Source organism: Microcoleus sp. PH2017_35_SFW_U_B (assembly GCF_020737865.1).
In the GTDB taxonomy this organism is placed as follows: Bacteria; Cyanobacteriota; Cyanobacteriia; order Cyanobacteriales; family Microcoleaceae; genus Microcoleus.
Window position 1 is genome coordinate 171,128 of the sequence record NZ_JAEQDE010000021.1, and the last position, 14,895, is coordinate 186,022.

13 protein-coding genes are annotated in these 14,895 nt (G+C 46.8%); 10 read left to right on the forward strand and 3 right to left on the reverse strand.

Annotated features, from left to right (window positions below):
- Window positions 1-87 precede the first annotated feature (87 nt).
- A complete protein-coding gene (locus tag JGK36_RS02235) occupies window positions 88-2,355 on the reverse strand; it encodes a family 2 encapsulin nanocompartment cargo protein terpene cyclase (RefSeq protein WP_293195889.1) in 2,268 nt (755 codons plus the stop codon).
- 456 nt (window positions 2,356-2,811) lie between these two features.
- Here JGK36_RS02235 and crtE point away from each other — a divergent pair, with 456 nt between their 5' ends.
- Window positions 2,812-3,741, forward strand: a complete 930-nt coding sequence (gene crtE / locus JGK36_RS02240; RefSeq protein WP_293176548.1) for a geranylgeranyl diphosphate synthase CrtE — start codon at window positions 2,812-2,814, stop codon at window positions 3,739-3,741.
- Window positions 3,742-3,755: 14 nt separating this feature from the next.
- Window positions 3,756-4,214: a divergent PAP2 family protein gene (locus JGK36_RS02245; RefSeq protein ID WP_293176530.1), complete on the forward strand. Its 459-nt coding sequence runs from the start codon at window positions 3,756-3,758 to the stop codon at window positions 4,212-4,214.
- A 181-nt stretch (window positions 4,215-4,395) separates the two neighbouring features.
- Here the strand turns inward: JGK36_RS02245 and JGK36_RS02250 are convergent, their stop codons facing one another.
- Together JGK36_RS02250 and JGK36_RS02255 are read right to left on the reverse strand one after the other, a co-directional pair.
- Complete coding sequence (locus JGK36_RS02250; RefSeq protein ID WP_293176532.1) at window positions 4,396-4,899, reverse strand: YbjN domain-containing protein; 504 nt, start codon at window positions 4,897-4,899, stop codon at window positions 4,396-4,398.
- Window positions 4,900-5,102: 203 nt separating this feature from the next.
- Window positions 5,103-6,008: a ferritin-like domain-containing protein gene (locus tag JGK36_RS02255; protein WP_293185554.1), complete on the reverse strand. Its 906-nt coding sequence runs from the start codon at window positions 6,006-6,008 to the stop codon at window positions 5,103-5,105.
- A gap of 417 nt (window positions 6,009-6,425) precedes the next feature.
- Here JGK36_RS02255 and JGK36_RS02260 point away from each other — a divergent pair, with 417 nt between their 5' ends.
- The 8 genes from JGK36_RS02260 (at window position 6,426) to JGK36_RS02295 (ending at window position 14,825) form a co-directional block, all read left to right on the forward strand.
- Window positions 6,426-6,827, forward strand: a complete 402-nt coding sequence (locus tag JGK36_RS02260; RefSeq protein ID WP_293185555.1) for a fasciclin domain-containing protein — start codon at window positions 6,426-6,428, stop codon at window positions 6,825-6,827.
- Window positions 6,828-7,213: 386 nt separating this feature from the next.
- The gene (locus tag JGK36_RS02265) at window positions 7,214-7,351 is read left to right on the forward strand and encodes a hypothetical protein (protein WP_293200767.1); all 138 of its coding nucleotides are present in this window, start codon (window positions 7,214-7,216) and stop codon (window positions 7,349-7,351) included.
- Window positions 7,352-7,494: 143 nt separating this feature from the next.
- Window positions 7,495-8,661 (forward strand): GTP-binding protein, encoded by a 1,167-nt coding sequence (locus JGK36_RS02270; protein WP_293195892.1) that lies wholly within the window; start codon window positions 7,495-7,497, stop codon window positions 8,659-8,661.
- Window positions 8,662-8,907: 246 nt separating this feature from the next.
- The gene (gene dtd / locus JGK36_RS02275; RefSeq protein ID WP_293195895.1) at window positions 8,908-9,363 is read left to right on the forward strand and encodes a D-aminoacyl-tRNA deacylase; all 456 of its coding nucleotides are present in this window, start codon (window positions 8,908-8,910) and stop codon (window positions 9,361-9,363) included.
- A 545-nt stretch (window positions 9,364-9,908) separates the two neighbouring features.
- Window positions 9,909-11,147 (forward strand): HetZ-related protein, encoded by a 1,239-nt coding sequence (locus tag JGK36_RS02280; RefSeq protein WP_293195897.1) that lies wholly within the window; start codon window positions 9,909-9,911, stop codon window positions 11,145-11,147.
- Window positions 11,148-11,160: 13 nt separating this feature from the next.
- The gene (locus JGK36_RS02285; protein ID WP_293189555.1) at window positions 11,161-11,310 is read left to right on the forward strand and encodes a hypothetical protein; all 150 of its coding nucleotides are present in this window, start codon (window positions 11,161-11,163) and stop codon (window positions 11,308-11,310) included.
- Window positions 11,311-11,644: 334 nt separating this feature from the next.
- Entirely contained in the window at window positions 11,645-12,127 is a 483-nt protein-coding gene (locus tag JGK36_RS02290) for a hypothetical protein (RefSeq protein WP_293195900.1), read from the forward strand.
- A gap of 196 nt (window positions 12,128-12,323) precedes the next feature.
- Window positions 12,324-14,825, forward strand: coding sequence for a bifunctional serine/threonine-protein kinase/ABC transporter substrate-binding protein (locus JGK36_RS02295; protein WP_293195903.1), 2,502 nt, complete (start codon window positions 12,324-12,326; stop codon window positions 14,823-14,825).
- The last annotated feature ends 70 nt before the right edge of the window (window positions 14,826-14,895 follow it).

Genomic DNA, 14,895 nt, shown 5'->3' on the forward strand with positions numbered 1-14,895 from the left:
AAAAACCTAAGTTAGCAAGACAGATTATCTTGTAAAAAGAGACAATCAAATCGTATCTTTGACAAAAAGATACAATTCGATTCAAATTTACCGATTATTGGCCAAAAAACTGCTTGCACCGACCAAAGATTTGATGTGTGCTGCCGAAGTGCCAAACCCTGTGGGCCCGTTGAGCAGTCGCACTACTGGGGAAGCACTATTACGCAATTCAAATTCCTTATAGCGGTCTACTTTCGTATGCCACTTGAGTACGCCACACATCCATTGTTCTAGTTTCTCGACATATGCAAGCAGTTTCTCGCGAGTGCTTTCATCCAGGTTGAAATCCTCAAAAAGGGCTGGCAGTTCGGTGGCGACAATGTGTTGAAACTGCTGCGCCCGCGCGGTCATCAGATTGTTCACAATCTCGACAGCCTGGATCATATCGCAGTTGAGGAAATTCTGCACAACCAGTACGATATTATGGATTTCCCCTTCAAATTCGATTTCTTTCTGGTAGGAGAAGATATCGTTAGTGAAACAGGCAAAGTCGGCCGCGGAATTTTCCAGCGATCGCATTGGCCGACTGTAGTAAATCTCCATTGGTATCTCGCCGCCCTGGGCTAGTCGAGACAAGCTCATTGTCAAATCCGAACCAAACGTCTTACGACGCATTTCAATATAATCGATCGGGTCTGGAATCCGATTTTGAGTTTGATTGGCAAGTTCCCACACCCAACTGTCAGTCATATCCTGGATCGCACGGCGGAACTCAGTCCGCGCATTAGCAGACATCGGGCCAGCAGTTCGAGACCAAATATCTGCCAAGCCACGTTCCACCGGATTAGTCGGCACGGCTGGGGGGGTGGAGTCGTCGAGAGGCATAAACGCCGACAGTCGGGCGTTGAACACTTTCGCGCCAGCCATGTCGCGGTTATTCCCGTAGAGTGCTGGGAAGTAATCATCGGCATAGGTTCCCCAAACCAGCCAGCAAGCTGTTAAATTTAGCTCATACTCAGACCCATTCGGATGTATCCACGCACCGCATAGGGCTACATCAGCAACATCAAACTTGTGGTCATTCCAGATGAAAGCATCAGGAATGCCAGGTAGTGAGTCCAGCATCCCCATTTGGCGCGCCCATTCCTTAGAATGATTCCGCGCTGCATCCAGATTGGGATTCAAAGTAGTAGAGAAGGGCATATAAAAATTGGGCAATTTCACTGGCCCTACAGCCTGGTAGGGAACGTGAGTAAAGCTCTTGAACCTTCCTAAACCCAAGTTGGCGTATAACGACTCAAGCCGCGCCGCCGATGTGCCTAGTCCAGTAGGCCCACCCAGAATCGTTGGTGTCGCAGAATTATCCGCTTCCTGTTTGTTCATATAGCGGCTCGATCGCATATGCCACTCGTGACCGCCCGACTGCCAGTCCTGAAGTCCTTTGATATAAAGGAGAACATGGGCACGCTCTACTGGATCTACTCCGTACTCCTCAAACAGGGAAGGTAACTCGGTGACAGCAGTATTATCAAACTGATATAACCGTGAGTTCAGCAGTTCATTAGTGAGGTTAGCCGCCTCTTGGGTACTCACATTGAGGAAGCGTTCTAAGACCAATACACAGTTCGAGTTCTCGCCTTCATCTTCTACTTCTCTTTGATAGGAGAATAGGTCGTTGCGTAGATGTACTCCATCGGCAAATGTTTCTTTCAAGACCCGCATTGGTCGAGTTGCGGCAATTTTGGCCGGAACTTCTACAAACGCGGCGTGTTCCACCAGATCCGCAGACCAGGGTGCGCCGCCAACTTTACGCCGCATCTCAATGTATTCGATGGGGTTGGCAATTCGATTTTGGTTGATATTGTCAAGTTCCCACATCGACTCATCCAAGAGGTTTTTGGTACTCTCAAAGAATCGTTGCCGCCATTCCACAGACTTAGTAAAGGCGGTGCGAGACCACAGGTTTGCCAAGCCCCGCTCTACTGGGTTGGTGGGAACGGGAGGGGTGTCGTTAGGGTAGATCGGCATAAATGCTGGCAGTCGATCGAGGTATTCCTTCGCCCCAACCATGTCTTGACTACGCTTGTAGATTTCCAGAAAGTGGTCGTCAAAAAAGAATACCCACACATACCAGTCGGTTACTAAGTCTAGTTCCGTTGCTGGTGCGTCTGGATGGGTATAGGAGCAAAGCAAGGCGTAGTCATGGGCATCGAATTTGCGTTCGTCCCAAATAGGCTGGCCTTGGGCTTCTTCTTTTGAGCCAAGTATCCCCATCTCGTAGGCCCATGCTTTGGAATGAACTCGCGCGGCTTCCAGGTTTGGGTTCAGCCGCGCCGGCCAAGGCATATAAAATTCTGGCAGTTTAAAGGGTTGCATGATCTACCGTAAGCTTCTACTGAGTATTCTTGCTATTTTTTGCTGACGAACGGCTGATCTTTTGCGGTTGGCGAGGATTCTCGCTGCCCTAGCCACGTCCCATATGTGGTTTGTTTTTGATTGTACTGTAGGCTAGTTCATATCCACGGTAGCGATCGACTCAATAAAATTTAACAAAATAGTTTGGTGAAGCAGAGCGATCGATCGCACATCTCTTGACTGCTCAGAAAAGCAGATTCAGTCCCGAATCTGTTCCGGTGTCAACAACTTCATATCCCAACCCTCAAGCAAAACTAAATCCTTGACATCCACACTAATAAGTTTCTGTGCAACAACACCCGTAAAATGATTAAATTGAGTCTCAGATTTCGAGCGATCGCCCCCCTAAAAGTCGGCGCGATCGACCAAAACAACTCACAGTATCCTTTCGTCACATTCAGTACAAGAGAGCAAGGGATGGTATTTGCAGCAACAGAAATGGATTCGTCTCAACCGGAATCCGCTTTCGACTTATCTACTTACCTAGTCGAACAAAAAAAGGCGATCGAGGTAGCTCTCGACGGTGCGATCCAGGTCATCTACCCAGAGAAAATTTACGAAGCCATGCGCTACTCACTGCTAGCAGGGGGCAAACGGCTACGTCCGATCCTGTGTCTGGCTGGGTGCGAAATCGCCGGTGGCACTTCCCAAATGGCAATGCCCACAGCTTGCGCTTTGGAAATGATCCACACCATGTCGCTAATTCACGACGATTTGCCGGCAATGGACAACGACGACTATCGGCGCGGCAAACTGACTAACCACAAAGTCTACGGCGAAGACATCGCAATTTTGGCTGGCGATGGTTTGTTGAGCTATGCCTTTGAATTTATCGCCACTAAAACTGAGAACGTACCCCCCCTACAGGTGTTGCAGACGATCGCCCATTTAGCGCGGGCATCTGGCGCTGCTGGACTCGTAGGCGGTCAGGTACTTGACCTGGAATCGGAAGGATTGAAAGATGTTTCTATAGAAACTTTGACCTACATTCACGCTCACAAAACCGGCGCGCTGTTAGAAGCCTGCGTGGTTTGTGGGGGAATTCTGGCTGGGGCTTCTGCTGCGGATTTGCAGCGGCTTTCGCGTTTTGCTAAAAATATTGGGCTGGCTTTCCAGATAATTGATGACATTCTGGATATTACTGCTACTCAAGAAGAATTGGGCAAAACCGCTGGCAAAGATGTTCAAGCCGGAAAGGTGACTTATCCGAGTTTGTGGGGAATTGAGGAGTCTCGGCGCCAAGCCAAAGAGCTTGTTGCTGATGCTAAGGCTCAATTGGCAGTGTTTGGAAGTAAAGCCCAGCCTTTATTGGGAATCGCCGATTTTATTACCAGCCGCAGTAACTAGAAATACTAAAGAATATGCAGGAAATTTGCAGCGGCATCTTACACAATCATGTACTGATAGTTGCTTTGATCGCTTGTCTGTCGGCTCAAATCATTAAATTGCCGATCGAATTAATCAAAAATCGTAAGTTTAATCTGCGGTATTTGGTAACAACGGGCGGAATGCCCAGCTCTCACTCATCTTTTGTGGGCGCTTTGGCTGCGGGAGTCGGACAAACGATGGGATGGGAAAGTCCAGAATTTGCGATCGCAGCCATCTTTGCAATTATTGTCATGTACGACGCTGCTGGAGTCCGCCAAGCAGCAGGGAAACAAGCTCAAATCCTCAACCAAATTATCGACGAGTTTTTTGAGGAAGACCACAACTTTAATGAGGCTCGCCTGAAAGAGTTGCTGGGACACACTCCTTTTCAAGTGTTCGTCGGTTTGGGGCTGGGAATCGCGATTTCTTGGATCGCAGGGCCTGCATATTAGTCATTAGTCATTAGTTAACAGTTGACAGTTGACAGTTGACAGTTGACAGTTGACAGTTGACAGTTGACAGTTGACAGTTGACAGTTGACAGTTGGTTCAAATTACCAATGACCAATGACCAATGACTAATGACCAATGACTAATGACTAATGACCAATGACTAATGACTAATGACTAATGACTAATTACCAAATTCTGCTTGCAGCAAGTCATCGTTGTCATCGGCGATGGTGGCTACAATAGTAATAGCGCGTGACATTTCCCCAGCAGAGATTTCGGCGATCGTCCGAGTTGATATTACGGCAACTTGGTTGTCAACGATCGCAAAATGAGATTCTAAAGTAGCCAGCCAATTCATTTCTAGCAGTTTCCGCATTAATTCAGCTTCATTCTTTGCCGGCAACTGAAGCACAAAAGCCCAAACAGTTAAAGTATCATTTTCGGTTTCGCCCGTGAGTTGCACGAACACTTCAACGCTCCCGTACTTGAATTTCCAAAGATGTCCGCCAGCTTCATTTTGACCGACCATCACTTTTTGGTCTACAGCCATGCTGGCAATCACAGTTTCAATTTCTTCGGCATAGCTCACTGCTGTGGCTTTTTCGACCTGCTCGGAGGCGATCGCGCTTTCGCTAGAGAGGCTTTCTGCGGAAGGTGTTTGTGGGTTTGGCTCGCTGTTAGTCATGATTAATATTTAAACGGAAAAGTGTTCCAATAATCTTTACCAATACAGTTTACTTCCTCTTCAGGACTTAGCAAAATAGGACTTATAGGATTTTGGATTTTAGGTTTTGGATTTTACATTAAAGAATTCGGTATGACTTAAATAATGACTGGTTCCCAGGCACAGCCTGGGAACCCATATCCTGAGCTCTCCCTCACCTGTATCTAAGCCTTGGGCTTAGCAGCCGCGGGCTTCTTCTCAATCGGTTTTAATCCATTGAGGAACATCGGCACAAATTTCTCCACAAATGCTTGCGGATCTCGGTTCCAGGCCCGCTGAGCTACATCGACTCTGGTCATTTGCAAATCGGGGGCGAGCAGAGTGGCTGGCAAGCGTTCCATCAGGTATTGTGGGCGTTCCCACATCGGCATCGTGTTGGCAATGTCCACGAGACGGGTGACGCGACGCAGTTCTGCTCCCAGCATGATATCCATTCCCGATGCAAATGCTGCTTGTTCGATCGCTGCATACTTGCGTTTCGCCTGTTCCACCTTCTCGCGGTGTGCCGGGCTCTTCGCAGCAATTTTACCCAGCCAGCGGTTGCCCCAGCGGACGTGACCAGCTTCTTCGGGAAAAATCTTTTCGATGGTTTCGCGGATTTTGACGTTTTCGTCGGTTTGAGGAGCATTTTTGAGGGCGTGGATGTGCGCTGAGAAATACTCGCATCCCCGCTTCTCGGTGACGTTAATCGCCGCTAGGGAAGAAATTACAAAATCTTCGCGGTCTTTGGTAGGGTCTTTTTGGTCGCTGTCGAGCAACCTTTCAAATTCGTCAATGTAGGAGACTCCTGGCGGCGTTCCCACCTTCTCGCCGATGTCTGCGAGCAAGTCTGTAAGCCACATGGCGTGTCGCGCTTCGTCCGAGATATGCCGGGAAAGATCCCGCACGAGTTCGGCCGGTTCGCCGTCTAGCTGCTCGATCAAGTCGGTGAGGTCTTTGCAACTGCGCTGTTCGCTGTAGCGGTAGCGGTTGAGGGTAATCAAGTGGATTTCGCGATCGCGCACCACTTGACTTAAAATCTCGCGCGCTCCCATGCCGTTGCGAAGCTTGCGGGGATAGGCAACTGTCATGTTTGTATGTTGTTTTGTAAAGATACCTGTATAAGTGTAACGCAGTTTTTAGGATACCAATGACCTCAGCAGGCAGAAACTTTGTGTGCGCTTTTGGCAAAGATCGATCTTGAAGGTTTTGCCAGCTCAGTTATTTATGTCGATCGCTCTGCGTTTACATTTCATACTGCGCCTGGGCGATCGCACGATTCGCGATCGGCTTACCAATGTATTTAGGAACAGGTTGTTTTGCATTAAAATACAATAAAATTTCGATATTTTTATCTACCTTTAGACAGGTATTTTATAAGTTATTTCTAGAAGAATATTTTGCTATTTATATCAGAATAACTGAATAAATAAAAGAAAAATTTAGGTAGCTAAATTAACTTTTAAGCGTTATATTGATTTATGGAAGACAAAACCTAGGTGACTCACTTGGCTGACATCGTTGATACCGCCGTTTCGGCAGGCTCTTTTACAACTCTGGTTGCTGCCGTCAAAGCTGCTGGTTTAGTCGATACTCTCAAAGGCACCGGGCCCTTCACAGTTTTCGCACCCACAGACGAAGCTTTTGCTAAGCTTCCCGCAGGTACTGTAGAAGCACTGCTTAAGGACATTCCTAAGCTCACAAAAATCTTGACTTATCATGTCGTTGCTGGCAAAGTTATGGCTGCTGATGTAGTCAAGCTGAAATCTGCCAAAACAGTTGAAGGTTCAGAAGTGAAAATTGATGCTTCCAATGGCGTCAAAATCAATGATTCTACCGTTACCACAGCCGATGTTGCTGCTGATAATGGCGTCATCCACATCATCGATACAGTCTTGCTTCCTGCGTAAGCACAGATTTAGATAGTGCAATAATACTATCTTGAGGGCGGTGGCTGTTGTTAGCCACCGCCCGATTTTAATTGATAGTTAAAAATAAATATCTTACCATAAAGAATTGGGGTGCATCTCACTTTGGTAAATATGTTTGTAGGGGCGAAGCATGACCGAAATCAATATGAGATTATAACTAATAACTTATATGCGGTCATGCTTCGCCCTCTTCAAAAACCAGATGCACCCAAGAATTGGTTAAAAGCCGGAACCCTTTTAAGGAGAAATTAAAATCAGACTATTCATTACTCCAATCCTCGGACTTCCAGGTAGATGTCGCTATCAACTGTCAAGCGGTCAACCCTTCGACTTCGCTCACGACAAGCTGTCAAGCGGTCAACTGAATGAAGCAGCGCGATCGCAAAAACCATCATAGAGCAGGGGGAATTGGTCGATCGCACGAAGCGATTGTCTGCCCCAAATTTGTCGCCGCTGGATTTACCGGAAAAACAGGCTGTAAGCCAATAGCATTCGTACTCTGAAGCTTATTTGCGGTTGATGCGTAGATGCCATGCCGCGAAACCCAAAATTTCTCCCAGAAACCGGGTTGATGGGGGCTGAGCTTAAATAAGATACAATAAGAACCACAAGGAAAGTGCGATCGACATTATTTGACAGTCAAGTTATGCAATCTACAACTCAGTCCGAGACAGAAACGGCGATGGACGCTCCCAAACACGGATTGCCCGTTACAATCATTACAGGATTTCTCGGCAGCGGCAAAACAACCCTGCTCAACCACATCCTGACCAACCAGCAAGGTTTGAAAACAGCAGTTTTAGTCAATGAATTTGGTGAAATCGGCATCGACAACGAACTGATTGTCACTACAGACGACAACATGGTTGAGCTGAACAACGGCTGCATCTGCTGCACAATTAACGAAGATTTGGTTAATGCAGTTTACAAAGTTTTAGAACGTCAAGAAAAGCTCGACTATCTAGTAGTCGAGACCACCGGACTCGCCGACCCGCTGCCAGTAGCTCTGACTTTTTTAGGCACAGAACTGCGCGACATGACCCGTCTAGATTCAATAGTTACAGTAGTAGACGCAGCCAACTACAGCTTAGATTTGTTCAACTCAGAAGCAGCCTACAGTCAAATAGCTTACGGCGATATTATTATTCTCAACAAAACAGATTTGGTTGAAGAAGCAGATTTAGATTTGTTGGAAGTTAAGATTCGCGATATCAAAGAAGGCGCTCGAATTTTGCGAACGGTAAAATCGCAAGTTCCCTTACCTTTAGTCCTCAGCGTCGGATTGTTTGAATCTGACAAATATTTTCAATCTGAGGAAACTGCTAGCAGTCACGACCATCACGATCACGGTCATCACGATCACGACCATCACGATCACGGTCATCACGATCACGATCATCACGATCATCACGATCATCACGACCATCACGATCATCACGATCATCACGATCATCACGATCATGCCCATCACGACCACTCCGGCCATTTAGACAATGACGGATTTACCTCAATTTCTTTCCAAAGCGACAAGCCGTTTTCTCTGAGGAAATTTCAATATTTCTTAGACCACCAAATGCCAACAAACGTGTTTCGCGCGAAAGGGATTATGTGGTTTGAAGAAAGTCCGAAACGGCATATTTTCCACTTGAGCGGCAAGCGATTTTCAATGGATGACGATCAGTGGAAAGGTGAGCCAAAAAACCAACTTGTTCTGATCGGTCAGGGTTTGGATACCGAGACTTTGCGATCGCAAATCGAAAACTGTCTCTGTATGCCTGCACCCAATCGCGGCAAAGGATTCGGGAAAAACTAACCTGGACGCAACTGTCACATTAAATCCAGGTACGTAGTTGCGCTTAAGCGCTCTTAAAATCCAGGTATGTAGTTGCGCTTAAGCGCTCTTAAAATCCAGGTACGTAGTTGCGCTTAAGCGCTCTTAAAATCCAGGTACGTAGTTGCGCTTAAGCGCTCTTTTTGGGATATCGGAAAGAGCGCTGAAGCGCAACTACGTACCTAAGAATTTATCCCTATATATGTCCAGGACTGTTTGAGATTTCCCATGCGAGTCATCATCCAGCGAGTCAAATCATCTCAAGTCCAAGTTAACGGTAAAATTATCGGCAAAATTGGCTGCGGACTCAACTTGCTTGTAGGTATTGCAGACACCGACACCGAAGCAGAACTCGACTGGATGGCTCGGAAATGCCTAGAATTGCGTTTGTTTCCCGACTCGGCCAGCGACGGCGGGCGCTGGGACAAATCCGTACAAGACATCGGCGGCGAGTTCCTGGTTGTCAGTCAGTTTACCCTCTACGGCGACTGTCGCAAAGGTCGGCGCCCTTCCTTCGATCGCTCTGCCGCCCCTGAAGCCGCCGAAAAACTTTATGCAAAATTTGTCGAAAAGTTGCGCCAGAGTGGCTTAAAAGTTGAAACAGGTTTGTTTGGAGCCATGATGCAAGTGTCTATAGATAATGACGGCCCGGTGACTTTGGTGTTGGAGAGAGAATCGGCGTGAATAGGTTTGACAGGCCTCTGTACTTCTCTTATCTTCCTTCGCCTCCTTTGCGTCTTCGCGGTTCGTTCAAAAAAAGCCGTTGCCCCTTTTAAAAGAAAATTTCTAAATTGACCGGGTTTCCCAACTGCTGTGGCGTAGGTTCTGAAGATAGTGCAGTTCGCTACATTCTGCCGAGTCTCAATTCCGCAATCTCCGACGCCGAAAACCCCCTCAAAAGGCCAGTTGCTAAATTGTCCACTCAGCGGCCCCGGAACACCGTCCATCTTTGTCGCGATCGCCACACCCGCATAACAGCTCAGAAGGCTTGTACAGTCAGGCTTTGAAGGCAATAAAATCTATCGTCAACAGCCAGCGCTTAAAATCAGATTCGGCAGCCAAAAAATGTTGCATGAGAGAGTGGAACACTGGCATCACTGTGCCTATCTGTATTTCCCTATATTCAATACATAGAGAGTTGAATCAGCCGTGCCAAGCGAAACCGCCAGCAACTGCCGCCTCGCTCCCTGAAAAATGTCCTCGCACTGCGCTACCACCCGATAAACGCCATGACTGTCACAACTGCCACCAACCCCGTCAACTGCAACACTGTTTCTAACCTCAACTTCATTCCAGCCGCCTCCACCGAACAAACCGCCGAAATCAATACAGTTTCCAGCATCGATGTCTTGGCTTTGGCTGAATTCGCCCTCAAAGAGTTGGAAGCAGAAATGAAAACTGCCAGCCGCAGCGCTCAAGCAGTGGCGATGCGAATTGCTAAGGAAGTCGAACGGATTTGCCAAAAAAGCGATCGCATCCAAATTTCCGGCGAAGTTGAAGCTTGGCAAATCACCTTGGCCGAACACCGGTTGCAAAAAACTCTCGAATTCTACCGCCTCGGTTCCAAACAAGGCCGCGTCCAACTGCACTCTCACCTCGCATCGATGATTTACCGTCATGTTGCTTCTTTCCGATCGAACTTGAACTTCCAAGCTCGCTACAACATGATTGAAGACTTTTTGCAAGGCTTTTACATCGAAGCTTTGCGCGCTTTCCGCCGCGAACACCAACTGGATCTCAACTACACTCCCCGCACCCAGATTGAATTGGCTGAGTACATGGCTTTCACCGAACAATACGCCAAGCGCCAAATCGGTTTACCCGGCCGCAACCGCCAACGCCTGATCGTGCTTCGCGCTCAAGGATTTGCTAAGGGCCAACCTCCCGAAACTGCGATCGACATTGAAATGGCAGTAGAATCCGGCAAGGGAGAAGATGCAGAAATGTACAGCCGCTCTCCGGCGCTGCAACAAGTCCGCGAACAAATGGTTTCGGAAACTGTCGATCCGGCTGATGCTGTGTTGCGTGATCGAGTAGTCGCTGAATTGATCGCCTATCTGGAATCGCAAAATCAGCCAGAATGTGTTAGCTACTTAACTTTAAAATTGCAAGATCTTTCGGCTTCGGAAATCGATCGCGTTCTCGGTTTGTCCTCCCGCCAGCGCGACTACCTGCAACAACGGTTTAAGTACCACGTCGAAAAATTTGCCCGCACTCAAAACTGGAAACTCGTTCACGAATGGCTGGGTGCTGATGTAGATCAAAAACTGGGCATGACTTCGGACAAATGGGAAACATTTCGCGCTCAACTGTCGCCCGAACAACAAGAACTGTTAGCAATGAAGCGGAATCAAGAATGCGATAAGGCGATCGCCACTGCACTCAACTGCACCCCCAAACAAGTCCAAAAACGTTGGGCGCAACTGTTGGATCTGGCAAGCCAGACTCGCAACAGCAGCCAAGCATAACGGGTGATCCAACATGAACGCAAGTGTTTTATTGAGATTGGAAAATGCGATGGGTGCGGCACCGGAACCGGAATGCCCGCCCCGCAGTCCGCTCTCAAATCTACCAGTGCTGCTCGATTATTACCCAAATTATCGCCGCTTTCCGGCAAATTCAATTTATTAAAACAACATTACTTTTATTAATATTTCCCATTCCCAGGTTATGCCTGGGATTTTTTTTATTAGTAATCATTAATCATAATTTATTAAAAATACAGGTAAAATTGGTTCGTAGTGAGGACTTCAGTCCTCATAAAAATTAGAGGACTGAAGTCCTCACTACGAACTTATAAAGATGATTTTACCAGACGTGATGTCAGTCATAACTTATTAGAAAATACCAGCCCAAAGGAGAGTACATCCCTGGGTTGAAAAGTGCTGTATCCGCTGCCTCCCCCCAATAAAAGATCTATAATTTTTATGCAGGTCTAAAAATTTTTGCTTTGAGGTGCGTAGTCATGTTTCCAGTGTGGTTGCAGGCAGAATTTTGGGGTTTAGTGGGTGGTTCGGCGCTGCTACTGGGAGCGGCGGTGGGTTACTTTATCAGGATTCCCCAGCGCGCGATCGCCACAATTATGGCTTTTGGCGCCGGTGTGCTGATTTGGGCGCTATCTTTTGAGTTGATGGATGAAGCTTACAAGCGCGGCGGTTTTGACTCAACGGCGATCGGCTTTTTGGGCGGCGCTGCTGTTTATACAGCCGCCAATTGGTTTTTGAATCAGCAGGGAGCAAAACACCGCAAGCGATCGGGCTCTTTGCACCCTGCTAAAACAGAATCAAGCGATAGCGGATTGGCGATCGCCGCAGCAGGGGGTATTTTAGCCACGATCTCAGATACGATGATTCCCGAAGCATTCGAGGAAACTCACGATTTTGCTGGCTTAATTACTGTCTGCGGGTTTTTAGCTGCTTTTGTTCTTAGCAAGTTAGGGGAAACATAATTAGTCATTGGCGATCGATCATCAATCATCATTATTTATTAGTCAGTGACAACTGGAAATGAGAAATTGCTGAAAGTTATAATGTTTTTGATATGGGCACAGACGAACTTGATATGTTGCCAAAGTGTATCTAGGAACAAAAAAGCGTATAATCAACATCAAAGACCGGAGCCAGTCAACAGGTGCTGAAAAATATATGTGTCTAGAGCCAGGGTATATCCTTCACGAAAGGTACCAAATTATCAAGAAATTGGGACAGGGAGGGTTTGCGATTACCTACAAGGCTAACGATCTAGCCAAACCCGGAAATCCCGAGTGCGTTGTTAAGGAAATTCCTTTTCCTTCATCGAATGCTCCGCACGTCTTGGAGAAGGCAAGGACGCAATTTGAAAAGGAAGCTAGTGCTTTGCGCTGTCTCGGCAATCACCCGTGCATTCCCCAATTATTCGCTTACTTTGAAGAAAACGACCATTTTTACTTAATTCAAGAATACATTGAAGGACATCAGCTCAAGGAAGAACTCACTCCAGGTACACAGTGGGAAGAGGATCGGGCGATCGCCTTGTTGCTGGAAATTCTGGAAATTTTAAAGTTCGTCCATAAACAAAATATTATTCATCGCGATATTACACCTTCTAACTTAATTCGGCGCACAACAGATAACAAAATTGTTTTAATTGATTTTGGGGCTGTCAAAGAAATCAGCACTTTGACTGCTGACTCTACAGGTAGAATATTCACATCGCAGGCGATCGGCACCAGCGGTTATATGTCTCCGGAACAATCAAATGGGCGTACTGCCCATGCTGGTAATGATATTTACTCCGTAGGGATGATCGTGATTCAAGTTCTCACCGGGAAGCATCCCACAGAGCTCAAAAACTACGATGGTGCTGGTGAAATTATCTGGCATGACTCCACGTCCGATCGCACTCCGCTACCAGTGAGTGATAATCTAAAAAATATTCTCGATCGGATGGTTCGCTTCCACTATCGAATAAATCGATATCAATCTGTGACTGAGGTTTTGCGAGACTTGAACGCGATGCGATCGCCTCTATTACTCGAACCTGCGCCGAATTTGGGAGCGTCTGATTCTGATGAAGTTTCGCCAAACCAGGATTCGCCACCGAGCAAAGAACCCGAGTCAGGCCAAACTCCGCCGCAGGGGCGATCGCGCTTTCGCTGGCTGCTGTTGGGTGTTGCGGTAATTGCCGCAGGGGCGATCGTAATTTCAATCCCCAAAATTTACCCGCTAATCCCCAGAATTTCCCAGCCACAAACGCTACCTACACCCTCCCCAGATGGTGTAAGTTCTGGCGAAAAACTTCTAGTGCAAACCTCCGCCCTTTGGTCAAAACAAAGGGGAATCAATGAGTTTGCCGAAGCCAATTATTCTGAAGCTTTAAAATTGCTCAAACAGTCCTGGCGAGAAGACCGCAGAGACCCAGAAACTTTAATTTACATGAACAATGCCCTGCTCAAAGCAATCAATGCAGAGTATTATACCATCGCAATTGTTGTTCCCATCCGCAGAAATCAGGACGGTAGCATTGTCAACGCAGATTTAGCCGAAGAACTGCTGCGAGGTCTTGCTCAAGCTCAAACTGAAGTTAATTTAGGTCTCCTCGTTGCAAATAACAGCAATAAAGATTTTCCCGGTCAAGGCTTTCTCGAACCAAAAGCTATTAGGAAAAAAGGTCTCAGAATCATCATCGCGGATGACGGCAATATCAAATCCTACGCAAAGCAAAGGGCAAATTACCTAGTCACTCAGCCCGATATTTTAGCCGTCATCGGACACTACACCAGCGACATGACCGTGGAAACAGTAGATATTTACAATCAAAATAAACTAATCGCCATTTCTCCGGGAAGCACAACAGAAGAACTAACGCGCAAACCTCGGAAATTTTTCTTTCGGACAGCCCCAACAACTAGCAAAGAAGCTGAAGGCTTAGTAAATCAACTGATTAAAGTCGGTGCAAAAAAAGTAGCAGTTTTTTACAATCCCAACAGTCCGTTTAGCGCTTCTTTGTGGGAAGAATTCAAAAAGCAATTTGAAGCCCAAGGAGGTTCTACTTTTAGAACCAGTAATTACGACTTATCTAAAAATGATTTTAACGCCGAAGCAGCAATCAAAGAAGTTGAGAAAGCCGGAATAACAGCCCTAGCTGTCTTTCCAGACGGTCAAGTTACTAAGGCTGGAGAAAATGCGATCGAAATGATTAAAATCAACAACAATCGCAATTGGATGGTCGGCCCTTGGACTCTGTACGATCCGAGAACTTTAAAAGCAGTAAAACAGCTAAAATCTGTTGAAAAACTCGCCGTATCCGTGTTTTGGCATCCGTTAATCAGTTTTGATAAAAAGTTTCCAGTTAATGCTGAAAAATTGTGGGGAGGCCCAGTCAATACTCGATCGGCTTTAACCTACGATGCCGCTAAAACGCTGATTAAATCCCTAGAATTACAGCCAGAACCCAGCCGTGAAGGAATGCAAAAAACCTTAGCATCTCCAGACTTTAAAGCTGACGGTGCCACGGGTATAATTGAGTTTGACTTGACAACTGGAAATCGGAAAAACCCTCCTAAAGCTTTAGCGCACGTTGTTCCGTGTGCTAGAGAACAATTTGGTGTTACGTTTGTGCCGATCGAATTTCCGACAGCCGCCGCCGCAGGTTTAAAGTGCGACTAACGCTTTGCCAGAAAGAATTGGTTGAAAGCCCGCCCGCCCGGGAGAAATTAAACTCAGACTATTCATTACT